Genomic DNA, 16,192 nt, shown 5'->3' on the forward strand with positions numbered 1-16,192 from the left:
AAGAAGGAGCGAACCCTATGGACTATGGGGTTGTGGTTGCATTGTTCCGATGCCCAGGCCACCGGATCCCCATGGAATCCGTTTCCGCTCTTCGCGTGGAAGCCGGCTATGGCATCGTGGGCGACTCCCATGCCCGGGAGGGATCCCTCCGTCAGATCCTGCTGATGGACCAGGAAACCCTGGACGCCCTGGATCTTCCGCCAGGAGCGGTGCGGGAGAACATCACCGTGCGGGGCCTCCCTCTTCACGACCTTCAGTCTGGAGAGCACCTCCGGGTCGGCGAGGCTTTGCTGGAGATCACCCAACCCTGCACGCCCTGTTCGCGTATGGAGGAGATCCGGCCCGGGCTGCAGGAGGCTCTCCGCGGCCGCCGCGGCATGCTCGCCCGAGTGGTGGAAAGCGGATGGATTCGCCGGGGTGATCTCATCCGGATCGAGTCCCGCAAAACATCCCCTTGCCCCCCTCATGGCTTTCCAAAGTCCAAATTCCCTTTTTCACAAAATTGTGGATATATTAGAAATGAGGAAACAGCATAGAGGCGGGGGTCGGTGAAATGGCTACCGTGCAAAAGGTTCCAGATATTGTGGTGGGGCGGCTGCCCGTGTATCTGCGGGCCCTTCAGGTGATGGCCGCCGAGGGTCGGGAGATCACCTCATCCCAGGAGCTGGGGGAACGCCTGGGGATCAGCTCGGCGCAAATCCGGAAGGACCTCTCGTATTTTGGCACCTTCGGCAAGCAGGGAACCGGATATCGTATCCCGGATCTGATTGAACACCTGAAGCGCATTCTGAAAGTAGATCGAACGTGGGATATGATCCTGATCGGAGCGGGCAACCTGGGGCACGCCCTGGCCCAGTATCAGGGCTTCACCCCTCGGGGGTTCCGGCTGGTGGCGATCTTCGACAACGATCCGGAGAAGATCGGACGGCCGATCGGGCCCCACATCATTCGGGATGTGCAGGAGCTCCCCGCCTTCGTGCGGGAGTATGGCATTCAGATCGCCATGATCGCTGTTCCGGCCTCCGCCGCCCAGCAGGTGGCCGATCTCTGCGTGGAGGCCGGCATCCGTGCGATCCTGAACTACGCCCCGATCCACCTGAAAGTCCCACACGGGATCCTGGTGCAATATATCGATCCCGCTATCCATCTCCAGCAAATGACCTATTATCTGGATGACCAGGCTTGACCCCAGCGGGAGATAAGGGCGTGGTTGGAGGTGAGGGCAAGGAGCGCCACGGGGAACGCTCCGCCCGGGGGGCGAAGGGACCGGGGGGAGGCGCCACGCCGGATCCCGCCCGAATCGGCAACAAGCGCTCGCTGATGAAATCCACCTGAATGGAGCAAGAGGGTGCCTGACCCTTCGATCCCTGGAAAAAAGTTCATTGCCATTGCGGGGAACATCGGGGTGGGAAAATCCGCGCTGACCGAACGGCTCGCCGCGGCGCTCGGATGGGAGCCGTTCTTCGAGGCGGTGGACGACAATCCTTACCTCGCGGATTTCTATCAGGACATGGCCCGCTGGGGGTTTCACTCCCAGATCTTCTTCCTGGGACGTCGGCTCCGGCACCATCTCCTTCTCCTGCAACGGCCTCACTCGGTGATCCAGGATCGCACGATCTACGAGGATGCCGAGGTCTTCGCCAGAAACCTGTATGAACGGGGGGATCTGAGCGAGCGCGACTGGCGGGTCTACCGGGAGCTCTATGAAACGCTGTTGATGTTCCTCCCACCTCCTGACCTCGTGCTCTATCTCCGGGCCTCTGTTCCGACCCTCCAGCGCCGCATCGCCCTGCGGGGCCGCGCCTTCGAGCGGGCGATCTCAGCGGATTACCTGGCGCGCCTGAACGATCTCTACGAGGAATGGATCCGGCGCTTCGATCTGTGCCCGGTCCTCACCATCCCGGCTGACCGGCTGGATTTCGTTCAGCATCCCCGCCATCTGCGCCTGATCGTGGATAAGGTGATGGAAAAGCTTCAGGGGAAGGAAGAAGTCGCCTTCGAGGATGCCATGGATGATCTTCTCCATGAAGAACTGCCCTCCTGACGGGTGGGACGACATCCCACGGACGGCTCAGGGGATTGCGAAAAAGCCCAGGAAACGCACCTCCCCCTCTGCATCGTCCCGCGGCGCGGGGAAGAGAAAAGAGCGCATATTCTCCTCAGCCTCATGGTTGCGCGAATGAATTTCCCTTGTTATACTTGGGAGAAAAGCTCAGGGTAGCGCTTTGCCTTCGCTGCGCGGAGCCCTGGAGCTGCCTCGACAACTGAATAAGAGCGCCGCTCTTATCCAGAGTGGGTGGAGGGACCCGGCCCGATGAAGCCCCGGCAACCTGCCCGCCGAAGTCCGCGGCCGATCGGCGAACGGTCGCGCGGGTAAGGTGCCAAGTCCGGCAGAAGCGTTCGCCGCGCTTCTGGGAGATAAGGGTGGCCTGATCCCAAGGCCCCTTTTCCCAGAAGGGGCCTTTTTGTTTATCTTCCAGGCCTCTCCTTGCTCCACCGCCCCCGCTAGGGCCCTGAGGGCTGCGGGAGGGAAATGAGCGGAAATCGATGGCTTTCAAAACCCCAGGGAGGGATTCCCGAAAAAGAGTCCAGGAGGTGCCGGCGATGGACGTGCAGACCGAAACCGGATGCGATGCCCGGATCGAGACACGCGGGCCGTCCACGCTCGCCGTCCACGGAGGGAAAACACGCCATAACCCCTACCATGCGGTGGTCCCCCCCATCGTCCAGACGGCCACCTACGCCTTTCGGGACACGGCCGATCTGATCGCTTTCCAGGAGTCCCGGCTGTGGGGGGAAGCCCGTGACCGGGTGGATTACGGCCGCTACGGGAATCCCACGGTGGCAGCCCTCGAGGCCCGGGTGGCGGCTCTGGAGGGGGCGGAGGCCGCCGCGGCTTTCTCCACTGGCATGGCCGCGGTGACCGCCATCCTCTTCGCCTCCCTGCGCAGCGGAGCCCATTTGATCATCACCGAAGATGCTTACCGACGCACCCGCCAGTTCGTGCTCCAGTTCCTGCGGCGCTTCGGGGTGGAGACCACGGTCGTGCCCATCGGAGACTTCGAAGCCCTCGAGGCCGCGATCCGGCCGAACACCCGGCTCATCTTCACGGAAACCCCGACCAACCCTTATCTTCGGGTGATGGACCTGGAGCGGCTGGCGGAGATCGCCTATCGGCGCCGCATCCGCACCGTGGTGGACGCTACTTTCGCGACCCCCATCAACCTGCGCCCCCTGGATTACGGGATCGACCTCGTGGTCCACAGCGCCACGAAATATCTCTCGGGTCACAACGATGTGATGGCAGGGGTGGTAGCCGGATCGGCCGACCTGATCGCCGGGCTGCGGGAGATGCAGGCGATGATCGGTGGCATCCTGGATCCCCATGCCGCTTATCTGGTCCTGCGGGGCCTGAAGACTCTGGCCCTGCGGGTGCAACGACAGAACGAGAACGGCATGCGGGTGGCGGAGTTCCTCAGCACCCATCCCCGCATCCGTCGGGTCTGGTATCCGGGGCTGCCCTCCCATCCCGATCACACCATCGCCCGCCGCTTGATGCGTGGGTTCGGCGGTGTGGTCACCTTCGAGGTGGCAGCGGACCGCGAGGGGACCTCCCGCTTCATCGACGCTCTGCGCCTCCCCTACATCGCGCCCAGCTTGGGCGGGGTGGAGAGTCTGGTGGAGCAACCCGCCCTCATGTCCTATTACGAAATGGACCCCGAGGATCGCGCCGCCATCGGCATCACAGACAACCTGGTCCGTCTCTCGTTGGGCATCGAGGACCCAGACGATTTGCTGGCCGATCTGGAGCAGGCCCTGGCGCACCTCCCATAGGGAGCGCCCAATGGGAATTCCTCCCGGCAGCAAGGGGATGCGGCCGGTCTTTGCGGAGGACCCGACCCTTGACCTCCACCTCCACCCTCGTGTCCTGCTCCGCACCGGGCTGGTCTACCGGACCGAGGGTGTGCGCCCCTCCAGAGAGACACTGGAACGGGTATTGGACCACCGCTTCCGCCCGGAGGAAGTCGCCGTCGTGGAGAACGGCCTCCTGCTCCACGGGGAAGGCCGAGGGGATATCGAGGTCGTTCATTACAACCCGAACGAGATCATCGTGGATGCGGAGACGAACGTTCCCACCCTGCCTACTCCGGCTGGCGGGAAGCCGGCAGATCGGCCTGGGGATGGCCGCGACAGAGGGGCTGATCGCGATGGGTTCCCAGTGGAGGATTCGGCGACGATGTTACGGATCGAAGACCCCGTTCTTGGCTTGGGGACCCGGAAGGACCTCATCTCACAAACAGGAGGGAAAGCACTCCAGCCATCGAGCCCCCTGGATTAGGATCAGAGCGGAGGACTTGGACGAGGGAAGGCTTCCATGCCCTGGTATTTGGTGGCAACCTATCACTGCCCGATTCTAAAGACCGAAGTGGAGCTGTTCGAACAGCGGATCTATCCGCGGAGCGACCACATCTCCGACATGGCCTATCGGGTCCTCGCCCGTCGGTGCTCTCACGATCTGATCTGCAACGCGAACGACCACATCCATTGCCGGTGGGCGTATACCAACCCCGCACGGGATCCCTTCGAAGACGCATGACCGCTCCGGCGTCCTGGAGGCATCAGCGTCGCGAGGGGGGACCGGATTCATGGACACGCGCCCTGGATTGCGGCCATGATGGGGGGAGCATCTCGCGGAGGCGGTCCAACTCCTCCGCGGTGAAGGGACGCAGCACCCACCATGCCAGCCCGTAGCCGATGGCCCCGAGCAGCAGGGCGAGAGCCGGGGCGCCCCCCCAGAAGGCCGTCATCAGGCCGCCCATGACAGCCCCGGCGATGAGCGGCCGCCCCAAAATCGCTCCCCAAGGCAACGGCCCCATTGTGCGCCGCAGATCGTAATAGAAGGCGAGCCCTTCGACGATCTCGGACAGGATGGTGATCACCGCCGCCGCCACATACCCGAAAAGAGGGATCGCCAACAGGTTCGATAAAGCATTGAACCCCAGGGCGATGAGAAACGCTCGGGTCTGGTAACGCTGTCGACCCAGGGCCACCAGAACGTAGTTGATCAAGCTGTTCATCCACCCGACGGGGATGGACCAGATCATGATGCGCAGGGCGATGGCCGCGTGGGGGAGATACTGGGCGCCCCCCAGGAGATACGAGAGAGGCTCGGCCAGGAAGGTGAAGAGCACCGCGGTGAAGACGGCGGCCGCCGCCAGTCCCTTCAGGGTAAGGACCACCGACCGCCGCATGGCCTCCCTCGAATCCGCCGCCTGCCGGGAGATCACCGGGAACACAGCGAAAGTGGTATAGGCGGGGATGATGTTCAACGCATCCAGCCACTTGTAGGCCGTGCTATACCATCCTACCTGCACATCCCCTTTCAACGCCTGGAGGATGGGCACATCGATCTTGAAAAACAATGTGGCCAGGAGATGGTTGAGCATCAAGGGGGTGGATTCGCGGATCATCTCCCGGCGCAGGGCCGGATCGTCCTCCCAACGTGGGCGGAAGAAGGTTCGGAAAGCAATGGCGCTGAGGAGAGCCAGGGTGATCCCATTGATGAACACCGAAGCGGCCGCGAGCCCGACGAACCCGCCCCCCAGCAGGAGGATGGGCACCCCGAAGCTCGCCTTCATGAGGACGGTTACCACCGTGAGGGCAGCAGGGATCTCTGCCTTCTCATACACGTAAAAGAGGGCGGTGACCCCCGTGGCGAGGCTGGCGGGCACCTGGGCCAGGGCCAGGAGGAGGATCGCCAGGGCGGTATCGCCGGTGAGCCGGAACACGCCCATCCAGAGGCCAGTGACCATAAGCAGCAACGGCAGCCAGGCCACAAGCAGGAGGAGGCGCAGGACAGAACTGTTGACGAAATAACGGTTCACCTGATCGCGGCGCTTTGCCCCTTCCCGCGTGAGCCAAACGTTCAGGCCGAAGTTCGAGAGGATCTCATACCAGCTGACCAGGACGATAGCGAAGTAATACTTCCCGGCCGCCTCCGGGCCTAAGACACGCAGCATCAGGGCGGCGAAACCGAAGTCGATGGAGCGGGTGAAAAGGTTAAGGGCCATGGCGGTGAGGCTGTTCTTGAGGACGCGGCGGGCGGTGGAGCGCTCCAGCTCCTCCCGATACAGACGCCCCCATAGCCAGAGGGCCGCCAGGAAGATCATTCCCATCCCACCGACGAAGGTAGTGAAAAATCCCAACTTCACTGAAAGAGGGCTGTAGCGGAACCGCACTGTCCAACGGCCTGGGGGAAGGACCACCGCTCGGAACAGGCCGTTGGCCGCGTAGATCTCCAGCGGCTGCTCTTCTCTTTCGCCTCCACCGATCGGCCGCCGATATGCCACCCAGCCTGGGAAGAAAGTGTCCGCCAGCACCAGCCAGGAGGGTTCCTCCACCGCCACGTCCACCCACACCTCGTTGATCCCATAAACGGTGACCGTGGCCGGTCGCGGCGATCCCCGCTCCCCAAATCGCTCCACTCCTGGGACCGGGCGATCCACCACGACATAGAAGCGGGGATCGAACTGCTGCAGTGCCGTGAAGGGATCTCGGTGGAAGACGGTGGCCGTCAAGGGCAACGTCCACGCCCGGGGCATGGCGCCCTCGTTGCGGTAGACCCGCACTTCCCCTTCATAAACCAGGGTGTATCGCGGCGAGGAGATGGTTTCCTCAGTGATCACATATTTCACGTTCATGGCGTCCAGCAAGGGGGAATCCAGCGCACCCGGATCGGTGATCGGGGCGATGCGATTGAACGGAAGCTCATGCTGGGGCTGGATGGCCGAGAGATAGGCCACATAGCGCTTCAGGATGATGGAGTCATAGCCGCGGATGTCCTGGAGATCATACAGCCAGGGCCCGTTGGCGTTGAAAGTTTTCCGCCCATGGGGATCGAAGGTGGTCAACCGCCACAGACGGGCATCCTGCTTTAGAAAGCGCACCACCGGCGGTTCGTAAGCCAGCCAGCGGGGATCGGCCGCCGGGTTAAAGCCTGCCCCCGCCTGGAGCAGATCCAGGGCCAGCACTGCGATGGGCAAGGCGCTGCGAACCGGGCGGGACCGGAACAGCCAGAGGGCGAAGCCGCTCCCCAGCGCCGCCCCGGCGAAGCGAAGCAGGTTCCAAAACTGATAAGAGAAAAAGGTCCGGCCATCCGGGAAGGCCTCCGGCGCCTTGGCGAGCACATGGAGGGCACGCTCCGAAAGGGTCAGGGCAGCTTCCGGCATCCCCCAACGGGCCAGAGCTAGGGCGGACAGGGTGAACAATCCCACACCCATCCATCCCAGAGCCATCCCCCGCACCAGTTTCCCCGCTTCCCGTAGCGCCGCCTCGAACCCAGCCCCTGCCAGGCCGGCCATCGCCAAGGTGAAGGGCCAGATCCAGCGGAAGGGGGAATGCAGCTGGTTGATGCCCGGCAGGCCGTAATACAGCAGTGCGTAGGTGGGCAGTCCGAAGGCGAAGGAGAAGGAGAGGGCCGCGAGGAGCGCCAGGAACGGGATGGGAACGCGGGAGCGGGTGAGGGATCGCCAGCGGAGCAGCGCCAGGAGCGCAAAGCTCCAAGGCAGCAGCCCCAGATAGGCTCCTCCCTCCACGTAGTTCTTGATCCCCCAGTGGCTGGTGAAGGCTCCGTTAGGGTTGGGCTGGCCATAGGCGTTCACGGTGAAGGGCACCCAGGCTCCACTGAACACATCCCGCACTCCGTGGTGGCTCGGGTTGCCGTAAAAATCCGGGATCAGAAAGACCAGCAGATGCCGCCAGGGATACGCCCAGCCCAGCACTTGCTGCAGCGTCGCAGTTCCCTCGCGGAAGTTCTCCCGCACCACTTCATAGAAAGGCATCCACTGGGCAGCACCCAGGGCGAACCCCAGGCCCACCGCCAGGCCGATCCATCCCAGGGTCTCCAGCGCGGCCCGGATCCGGGCCCGGGCACGCCATGCCCCCCACAGGCCATAGCCGAGGCCGATCAGGACGGTGTAGTAAGTGATCTCCCCATGGCCGGCCAGGATGTTCATCCCCAGGGCCATGGCTGATAGAAGCGCCCACGGCAGCGCTGCGGGGCGACCGAACAGAGGGCGCCGCTCGATCATCGCGTGGAGCGCCGCAAGCAGATAAGGGAGCCATGCCGCGCCGGCGACGATCATCGGGAACACCAGGCTGACCACCATGAAGGCGCTCAGCTCATAAGCCACTCCTGCAAACGTGGCGGCCGCCCGGCCCAGCCCCCACGCCCGGGCCAGCCCATACATCCCCAGCCCAGCCAGGAAAAGCTGCAGGGCATTGAAGAGGCTATAGGCCTGAGGGATCGGGAAGATCAGAAAGAGGAGGGTGAACGGGTAGAGCGCGGAATGCTGGCCGTTCGCCAGGAAGGGCGCCCCGGCGAAGAGATAGGGGTTCCACAGGGGGAGCTCCCCGCGCCGAAAGGCGGACACCAGAAACCGCTTCCAGGCGTAATTCTCCAGCACCAGGTCGGAAAGCAACGCATTATGAGGGATGGTGATCCCGAAACGCTCCGCGGCCGCCCGCCAGGGTTGCCACTCGTAAAGGTTGTCCGCCGGGACCAACGTCCTGGCCCCCGTCAGCGTCGGGCCCAGGAGTAACACCGGCAGCCCGATGAACACCAGGATCGGGCCGATCGCTGCAAGGATGCCCTTCCATCGCCGCATCAATGATCTCTCTTCCCCCATTCGGGATGAACGGCTTCCGACGATGAGCGAGCGTTCCCGCTCCCGACGGGAATCCCTCTTCCCGCACGGAAGCAGCAACGGGCCGAGGCCGGCCGGGAAGCCACGCCCAGCGGTTACCCATTATACGGGGAGAATGAGAAGGCGGATCCGGAAGAACCCGCCATGGAGCGCAGCCTCCTGAACCCATCCGGGGATCTCCAGGAGCGGGGAGAGACGAAGCGACTATTCCCTCGCTTCCCGAAGGCCGGCCTGTGGCTGGGAGGCTGGGATCCATCATGGGCAAAACGGCATGTTATAATCATTGCGAAAATCGCAGAAGAATGTGGAGGTTGAATGCGGATCGCTCTGACCCCTTCGGAGTGGCGCTGGCTGGGCAACGGGTTGATCCTGCTGGGAGTGCTGGTCTGGGCCCCTTTCCTGATCGCTATGGCGATGGGGGAGGACTGGCCATTCCTGCCTTTTCTGGCCGCGCATCTCACAGGGGTGCTGGGGGGATGGCAGTTGCGGGCCCGGGCGGCCACAATGGAGGGGAGCGCGTCGACGGCCTGGGAGATCGGCCGTCGGCGGCGGTGGCTCAGCCGCCTCCTGATCTATCTGGGCGTGCTGGCCTGGGCGCCCTATTTCTATCAAACCCGGGTATTGGGGCATGAGGTCGAGATCTTCCCCTACCTCGCCGCGCACCTCACCGGAGTCCTCAGCGGCGTTGCCCTGCGCCTGAGCGTGGAGATGGAACGACGCTGGCGCCGGAGCGGTCGCCTCCATGGGGCTTGATCGGTAGGGACTACCCCCGAATTCCGGCGGCTTCGTCCTCGCCATTCGTCCACGCCCAGGCCATGTGCGGCGTGTTGTGGGCGATCCCGATCCGCCCCATCCGATCCACACCGATCAGGCCGCCGCGGCCCTGCACCCGCTCCTCGAGCAGACGGATCGCGGCTTCCACCGCTGCTTGGGCCGTGAGCCCCAGGGCCATGAAATCGCAGGCGGTCTTCGAGATCACCACCCGCATGAGGGTCTCCCCCCATCCGGTTGCGACCACCGCCCCTACCCGATCGTCCGCATAGGCACCACAGCCGATGAGCGCCGAATCCCCTACCCGACCGGGCCACTGGTTGGAGATCCCGCCGGTGGAGACCGCTGCCGCCCCATGGCCCGCCGCATCCATCGCCACCGCGCCCACTGTATCCATCGGCTCGGCCAGGGCATGGCTCAGGATCTCCCGGAGGTCCGGGGGGCCGTTCCGCTGCAAGGCCTCCCATCGCTCGCGGTCTCGGGGGGCGACCAGCTCCGCCTCGTCGGCCATCGGCAGCCCAAGCAGCTCCGCGAGGGCCTCGGCGCCGGCCCCCACCAGCAAGACATGGGGCGTGCGCTCCATCACCGCCCGGGCCAGCGTGATGGGGTTGCGGACCCGGCGGACGGCGGCCACAGCTCCGGCCCGCAGCGTGGCGCCGTCCATGATCAGGGCATCCATCTCTACCGTTCCCGCACGGGTCATGACGCTGCCCCGCCCGGCGTTGAAGGTGGGATCATCCTCCAGGACGCGCACGGCGGCCTCCACCGCATCCAGAGCGGAGCCGCCGGCGGCCAGCACGGCCCATCCCGCCCGGGCCGCGCGGCGGCATCCCTCGATCGCCGCCGCCTGACGCTCCTCGGGGATGGTCCCTGCACCGCCATGAACGACGAGAACCGGTCGTGGCATCCGAGAGACCTGGGACATCCTCTGCATCGGCCTGGAATGAGATGGACGGGGACATCGGCGCCGAAGCCGCTCGAGCCATCCTCCGCCCGCTTCTCCACGGATCGCCGGAGCCCACGCCCCTCCCCCTTAGAAGCCAGCGATCCCAAGGATCCCCCGGCGGAGTCCTCCCTACGGGCAGCGGAACGGTCCGGAGAGGACGAGCGGCAAATATACTCGATATGGCCCCGGAGGGGGTCCGGGGGATGGAACGAGGCTGCGGACCGCCGCTTCCGCATTCACCCGACCGTATCCGTAGATATCGTCCCGGCCAGGGCTCCCCAGATCCACGGCGGTGCGGAGCAGGATCCCGCACACCTGGTCCGCCGTCAGCGCCGGGCGGGCGGACCATACCAGCCCCGCCACCCCGGCCACGTGGGGCGTGGCCATCGAGGTGCCGTCTGCAAAAATATATCCCGTACCCCCCCAAAACGTGGACAGAATATCTACCCCCGGCGCCGCCAGATCCACGTGCGCGCCGGAGTTCGAGAAGCTCGCCTGCTGATCGTCGGAATCCGTGGCGGCGACGCCGATCACCCCGGGATAGGCCGCTGGGTAGACCAGCTGGTTCTGGCCATCGTTCCCCACCGCCGCGATGATCAGCGCGCCCTTGCCCTGGGCGTAGGCGACGGCATCCGCGAGGATGCGACTGGGATCCCGTCCTCCCAGGCTCAGGTTGATGACTGTGCGCTTCCCAGAGGCCGCCCCCCAGTCGGCGGCATATCGGATCCCCTGAGCGACCCAGCTGTCCCAGCCCCTTCCTGTCGCAGCCAGAACCTTCACCGCAAGCAGATCGCATCCCCAGCACACGCCAGCGATACCGACCCCGTTGTTCGTGTTCGCCCCGGCGATCCCCGCCACATGCGTGCCGTGGCCTTCGTCATCCATGGGATCACTGTCGTTATGTACGAAATCCCATCCTAATCTCAGCCGCATCGAGGTGAGATCGGGATGGGTGTAATCCACCCCTGTATCCACGATGGCAATCACCACGGACGAGGATCCAGTGCTCACATCCCAGGCCTGTGGAGCGCGGATTTTGGGCAGATTCCACTGGTATTCGTAATAGTAGGGATCGTTGGGGGTGAGGGCAATGCGGACCTCCCGGTCCACCTCGGCGGTTTCGACGTCAGGACGCTGGCGCAGCCGTTCCACCACCGCCTCCGGCTCCTGCCCCGGTGGCACCGGGATCCGCCACCAGCGGGGGACAGCGAGGGCCTCGGCGCCGGGGAAGCCGGCTGCCATGAGGCCCGCGCGGAAAGCGCCGGGGGGAACATCGCTTTTGCGCTTCACCAGGACGTAGGGGCCGCGAGAAGCCAGAGCGGCCCGGGGCTGTGCGGCGGACCGCGCCGCCGAAACCGCCGGGGTCGGTGGGGGAAGACACCGGCCATCTTCCAGGGGGAGAAAGCAATCCGGCGCTGCCGAAGCGTCGGGCGCAGGAGGCCACAAGCCAGCACCCGGAAGCCCGCTGAGAACCCAGACCAGGGTCAGGATCAGCCATCTGCCCCATCGCATGGCGCCGCCTCCTCATCCCTCGATGGGATACAGGGAATGAGTATAATTCGGTCTCTGAAAGATAGGCAACCACAGAGAATCCCCAGGCATTGTTCACGCCAAGCTGGAGGGGTATCGAATGGGCGGAATCACCTCCAGCGTACACACCCTAAGATTCCCCGAACACCTCGGCCTCGAAGCGGAAGAGGCGAGCGTCCGGCCAGCGATAGGCATCCTCTGGAAGGCCGGCTTTGAGACAGAGGGCCCGCAGGAAGGTCTCCCGATCCCACCCCTGCTCCACCGGGACCTGGGGAAGCAGCAGCCCGGTGCGCCCTCCGGCCAAGATGAAGAGGCCATCCCGCCCGATCTCGATCTCTGCGGGATCAGTCACTGGCCGCAGCGGGGAGAGGATGCTGATCTCATACTTCAGATGGGGCAATTCCTCAGCGGTCACGGGAGGGAAACGTGGATCATCCAGGGCGGAGAGCACCGCCACCCGCTGCACGGCATGGGCCAGGTCCGAGCGCGGCCAGATCTCCCCCCGGCATCCCCGGAGGTGGCCGCCCTTCGTGAGGGTCACAAAGCAGGCCCGGGGCAGCCATAGCCATGGGGAGTCCACTTGAAGATCGGGAAGCGGCTTCCCCTGTACGGCATGGGCCACCGCCTCCCGCGCGATCTCCAGAAGCGTCTGTCGATCCTCTTCCCCCAGCGAGGGATCCGGCACGCGGGCGAAGCGGATGGCCGCGTAGCCCACCACGTGATCCTTCCGTCCGTAGGGAACATCGCTGGAGTTGGCGTACTTCAGCAGGCTGGCGTGAACCGCGCCTGTGCGCTGGGCGTAGGCCATGGCGGTGCGCACGGGCCCCTCGCCGCACATCAGCGTCGCCAGCCCAGGGATCCGGCGGGCCATCCATTCCGCAATGGTGTGACGGAGCAGATCGTCGTCCAGGGAGAGAATAGCGCCGATGGCGTTGAGATCCACTTGGCGGGCATGCTCATCCCGCGGGTAGTGGGAGAGATCGCTGCTGGCGATGACGATTGCGCGACGCCCCGCGAGGGCCCGGGCCAAGGCCTCCGCCAGGGCCTCGATGTTCTCCAGAGAAGGCTCCCCGATCATCACCGGGACGAAGCGAAGATCAGGGAACAGGCGCTGGAGGAAGGGAAGCTCGACCTCAATCGAATGCTCCTCGAGGTGCACCTCGGGGACGAAACGAAGGGGCGGGCCGGCGGCCAGCAGGGCATGGGCCAGCTCCTCATCGATGGGGATCTCCCCCAGGGGGGTCCGCCATGCCCCCCGGGCCCAGACGGAGATCTCGTGGAAAAAGGGCTCCACGTGATTGGTGCCCAGAACCACCACCCCATTGTAGGATCGGCCCGCGAGCTGTTTGAATCCCCACGCAGCCACATGGCCCGAATAAATGTAGCCGGCGTGGGGGACGATCAGGGCCGCGGGCTCTGGGTCGTAGCGCGGAGCCTCCGCGAGCAGGCGATCCACCATCTCAGCCAGTGCCTCCGGATCCGCTGGATAGAAGGCTCCCGCCACGGCGGGTTCCCGGATCTCCATCTTACCGCGCGCCATGTCCGTTCCCTTTCTAGCCCATGCAAGCTCATCGGGAAGCCTATGCCTTCAGGGCTCCCCCTTCGCGGGGAATGCCCTCTACATGATCGCGATCTCCCAATCCACCACCATCACATCCGGCCGGTTGGTTTCGATCCAGCGGACCGCGCTTTCCAGGATCGCGTGGGTATGCCCAGCATCTGTGGAGATCGTCGCCAGGCCCAGGCGAGCCGACTGTGGGAAGTCCTGATGGTCGATCTCAGCGGCCGCCACGTTGAAGGCCTGACGCAGATGAGCGATCAGGGACTTCATCACGCTGCGCTTGTCCTTCAGGGACAGCGCGCTCGGTAGATGCAGATCCACGGTGCACGTGCCGACGACCATGGGACCTATCCTCAAATATGGTGCAGGGAACCGGACCCCAGCCTACCGGAGAATGCTGAGGCGCTCCCGCCATTCCGGGATCCGGCGTCGCTCCTCGGGGGTTAGAGCCCCGGGCTGCGCCTCGATGGCGAGGAGGCGTCGGAACGCCGCCACGATCGCCGCCGCCGCCTCCTCGAAGGTCACAGGACGGCCAGCGGCCTCCCGAAGGGTGATGGCTCGGCGTCGAAGTCGCTCGGGATCCGGCCCGTTCTTGAGATAGACCGCGATCGCGCCGGGATCCCCTTCCAGAGGAAGCGAGCCGTGCTGAAGGACCACGCCGCGGTGACGCCACTGGGCGCTTCCCATGATCTTCCGCCCCTCCACCATGAGCTCATAATCCGTGGGCACCTCGAAACACACAAAGCCATCCCCCCGGGCGGCTGGATCGAGGCGGGGAGCTAAGGCGACCCCCGAGATCCCCAGATCGCACAGGGCCTGAACGAAGGCCTCCGCAAACCGGCGGAACGTCTCCAGCACCCCACCCGCCGCGCGGGGATCCGTCTCGGGGAAAACGACGCTATAGGTCAGCTCGCCCGCGTGAAGGATCGCCCGTCCGCCGGTGGGCCGCCGGACCACCTCCACGCCATCCATCCGGCAGCGGGCGATATCCACTTCATCGATCGGCTGGCGACGCCCCAGGCTCAGGCAGGGCAGATCCCAGCGATAGAACCGCAGGGTGGGCGGCGCCTCGCCTTCCGCCACCGCCTCCACGATCGCCACATCGATGGCCATGTTCGTCGCCCCATCCGCGGGGGGCGACCAGAGCAAGCGCCAGCAGGCGGTCGGGAAGCTCACGGTCGGGACAGGCGATCCTGCAACCATTCGATCAGGATTTCCTCCAGCTCCTGACGGCACTCCTCGAGGGTCCGCCCCGTGGCGTAGACCTCCGGGTAAACCTCGATCTCCCCATAGTAGGTGCCATCTTCCAGTTGGCGGTAACGCGCCCTTTCCATGGCTGCTTCAACGAGCGCAGAAAACATTGAGGGTCTCCCCCAATCACGAAGATCCCATATCCATTTTAACGCACCTATCCATTTCCCTCCGCAACAGAGCTCCCGATGTTCCGCCTCACCCGGTATCTGGCTCAGCTCCGCATCCCCATGATCTTCCTCTGAACCTGGGTTGCCCGATCTCCACGGGATCCAACACGCCATGCGCTAAAATACGAAGAGCAGCTCCCCTGCCGGAGGTGCGGATGCGCGCTTGTACGACCTTCTCCATTGTCGCCTTTGATCCTGCCCGCCAGGAGTGGGGCGTGGCCGTGGCTTCCAAGTTCCTGGCAGCCGGAGCGGTGGTGCCCTGGGCCCGCGCCGGCGCCGGGGCCATCGCCACGCAGTCTTACGCCAACACCCGCTTTGGGCCGGAGGGGCTCACGCGGATGGCCCAGGGGCTCTCCGCCGAGGAGACACTGGCCGCCCTTCTGGCGGAAGATCCCGAGCGGGAGAAGCGTCAGGTGGGCCTGGTGGATCGCCAAGGGCGTGCCGCGGCCTTCACCGGCTCCGAGTGCCTGCCGTGGGCCGGCCATCGGATCGGCGAGGGGTTCTGCTGTCAGGGGAACCTACTGGTGGATGAACGCACCCTGGAGGCGATGGCCGAGGCCTTCGTGAAAGCTTCCGGGGAGCTCGCCGATCGCCTGGTGGCCGCCCTGCTGGCCGGAGACCGCGCTGGCGGCGACCGGCGTGGCCGCCAGTCCGCCGCCATCTTGGTGGTCCGCGAGGGGGGCGGTTACGGCGGCTTCAACGATCGCTACATGGATCTGCGCGTCGATGATGACCCGGATCCGGTGGTGAAGCTAAGGGATCTGGTGGAGCTGCATCATCTCTATTTCGGGACCCCCCGGCCGGAAGACCTCCTCCCCATCGACGAGGCCCTGGCCCGGGAGATCCAGCGTTTGCTGCGACACACTGGCCACTATTCTGGCGAGATCACGGGGGTTTACGATGAAGCCACACGGCGCGCCCTGGAGACCCTGTTCGGGATCGAAAACCTGGAGGAACGCTGGCAGCCAGGGGATCGCCTCGACCGGGTGGCCTGGGAATTCCTCCGCCGCCGGTTCGGCATGGGGTGAGATCCCGCTTCACGTCCAGCATATAGGGGTCATCGCCTGGAAATCCGGAACGACCGCCCGCAGGATGATCCGGGGCTCCTCCAGCATGGCCACCGCCACCTCTTCTCACGCCTAAAATCACAACATCCCCTCATTCCCGGGTTACCGAGGATATTGAAAATCGGGCGGGCTTTTTGCCCCATGGACTTTTGGGGATGCTGGGAGGCTTGCCGGGCTCTGATGCCTCCACT

At 64.9% G+C, this 16,192-nt stretch carries 15 protein-coding genes and 1 riboswitch; of the genes, 8 read left to right on the forward strand and 7 right to left on the reverse strand.

Annotation, left to right across the window (positions count from 1 at the left end):
- Nucleotides 1–17: 17 nt before the first annotated feature.
- The 6 genes from ACFMO3_RS01570 (at nt 18) to ACFMO3_RS01595 (ending at nt 4,597) form a co-directional block, all read left to right on the forward strand.
- A complete protein-coding gene (locus ACFMO3_RS01570; protein ID WP_376788672.1) occupies nt 18–536 on the forward strand; it encodes an MOSC domain-containing protein in 519 nt (172 codons plus the stop codon).
- Between the two features lie 17 nt (nt 537–553).
- The gene (locus ACFMO3_RS01575; RefSeq protein WP_376788673.1) at nt 554–1,186 is read left to right on the forward strand and encodes a redox-sensing transcriptional repressor Rex; all 633 of its coding nucleotides are present in this window, start codon (nt 554–556) and stop codon (nt 1,184–1,186) included.
- A 177-nt stretch (nt 1,187–1,363) separates the two neighbouring features.
- On the forward strand, nt 1,364–2,044 hold the full coding sequence (locus ACFMO3_RS01580) for a deoxynucleoside kinase (protein ID WP_376788735.1): 681 nt from the start codon (nt 1,364–1,366) through the stop codon (nt 2,042–2,044).
- Between the two features lie 236 nt (nt 2,045–2,280).
- Nucleotides 2,281–2,425, forward strand: a riboswitch (SAM riboswitch).
- A gap of 179 nt (nt 2,426–2,604) precedes the next feature.
- Nucleotides 2,605–3,834: a trans-sulfuration enzyme family protein gene (locus ACFMO3_RS01585; protein WP_376788674.1), complete on the forward strand. Its 1,230-nt coding sequence runs from the start codon at nt 2,605–2,607 to the stop codon at nt 3,832–3,834.
- A 10-nt stretch (nt 3,835–3,844) separates the two neighbouring features.
- Nucleotides 3,845–4,339 (forward strand): hypothetical protein, encoded by a 495-nt coding sequence (locus tag ACFMO3_RS01590; protein ID WP_376788675.1) that lies wholly within the window; start codon nt 3,845–3,847, stop codon nt 4,337–4,339.
- A 36-nt stretch (nt 4,340–4,375) separates the two neighbouring features.
- Nucleotides 4,376–4,597 carry a hypothetical protein gene (locus ACFMO3_RS01595; protein WP_376788676.1) on the forward strand — a complete coding sequence of 74 codons (222 nt, stop codon included), beginning with the start codon at nt 4,376–4,378 and terminating at the stop codon, nt 4,595–4,597.
- 22 nt (nt 4,598–4,619) lie between these two features.
- Here the strand turns inward: ACFMO3_RS01595 and ACFMO3_RS01600 are convergent, their stop codons facing one another.
- Nucleotides 4,620–8,666: an oligosaccharide flippase family protein gene (locus ACFMO3_RS01600; protein ID WP_376788677.1), complete on the reverse strand. Its 4,047-nt coding sequence runs from the start codon at nt 8,664–8,666 to the stop codon at nt 4,620–4,622.
- 354 nt (nt 8,667–9,020) lie between these two features.
- On the opposite strand from ACFMO3_RS01600, the gene ACFMO3_RS01605 reads away from it, so the two are divergent.
- The gene (locus tag ACFMO3_RS01605) at nt 9,021–9,458 is read left to right on the forward strand and encodes a hypothetical protein (protein WP_376788678.1); all 438 of its coding nucleotides are present in this window, start codon (nt 9,021–9,023) and stop codon (nt 9,456–9,458) included.
- A 10-nt stretch (nt 9,459–9,468) separates the two neighbouring features.
- Here the strand turns inward: ACFMO3_RS01605 and ACFMO3_RS01610 are convergent, their stop codons facing one another.
- From ACFMO3_RS01610 to ACFMO3_RS01635, 6 genes are all read right to left on the reverse strand, one after another.
- Entirely contained in the window at nt 9,469–10,383 is a 915-nt protein-coding gene (locus tag ACFMO3_RS01610; protein WP_376788679.1) for an isoaspartyl peptidase/L-asparaginase family protein, read from the reverse strand.
- A 168-nt stretch (nt 10,384–10,551) separates the two neighbouring features.
- Complete coding sequence (locus tag ACFMO3_RS01615) at nt 10,552–11,934, reverse strand: S8 family peptidase (RefSeq protein WP_376788680.1); 1,383 nt, start codon at nt 11,932–11,934, stop codon at nt 10,552–10,554.
- Between the two features lie 148 nt (nt 11,935–12,082).
- Nucleotides 12,083–13,492 (reverse strand): AmmeMemoRadiSam system protein B, encoded by a 1,410-nt coding sequence (gene amrB / locus ACFMO3_RS01620; RefSeq protein WP_376788681.1) that lies wholly within the window; start codon nt 13,490–13,492, stop codon nt 12,083–12,085.
- Nucleotides 13,493–13,570: 78 nt separating this feature from the next.
- A complete protein-coding gene (locus ACFMO3_RS01625) occupies nt 13,571–13,855 on the reverse strand; it encodes a DUF503 domain-containing protein (protein ID WP_376788682.1) in 285 nt (94 codons plus the stop codon).
- A gap of 42 nt (nt 13,856–13,897) precedes the next feature.
- Nucleotides 13,898–14,689 (reverse strand): biotin/lipoate A/B protein ligase family protein, encoded by a 792-nt coding sequence (locus ACFMO3_RS01630; protein WP_376788683.1) that lies wholly within the window; start codon nt 14,687–14,689, stop codon nt 13,898–13,900.
- Nucleotides 14,686–14,874 (reverse strand): type II toxin-antitoxin system HicB family antitoxin, encoded by a 189-nt coding sequence (locus ACFMO3_RS01635; RefSeq protein WP_322799873.1) that lies wholly within the window; start codon nt 14,872–14,874, stop codon nt 14,686–14,688. Before ACFMO3_RS01635 ends, ACFMO3_RS01630 begins: the two co-directional genes overlap by 4 nt.
- A gap of 215 nt (nt 14,875–15,089) precedes the next feature.
- On the opposite strand from ACFMO3_RS01635, the gene ACFMO3_RS01640 reads away from it, so the two are divergent.
- A complete protein-coding gene (locus tag ACFMO3_RS01640) occupies nt 15,090–15,962 on the forward strand; it encodes a DUF1028 domain-containing protein (RefSeq protein ID WP_376788684.1) in 873 nt (290 codons plus the stop codon).
- Nucleotides 15,963–16,192 lie beyond the last annotated feature (230 nt).

This window comes from Thermoflexus sp. (assembly GCF_042408815.1).
Lineage (GTDB): Bacteria > Chloroflexota > Anaerolineae > Thermoflexales > Thermoflexaceae > Thermoflexus.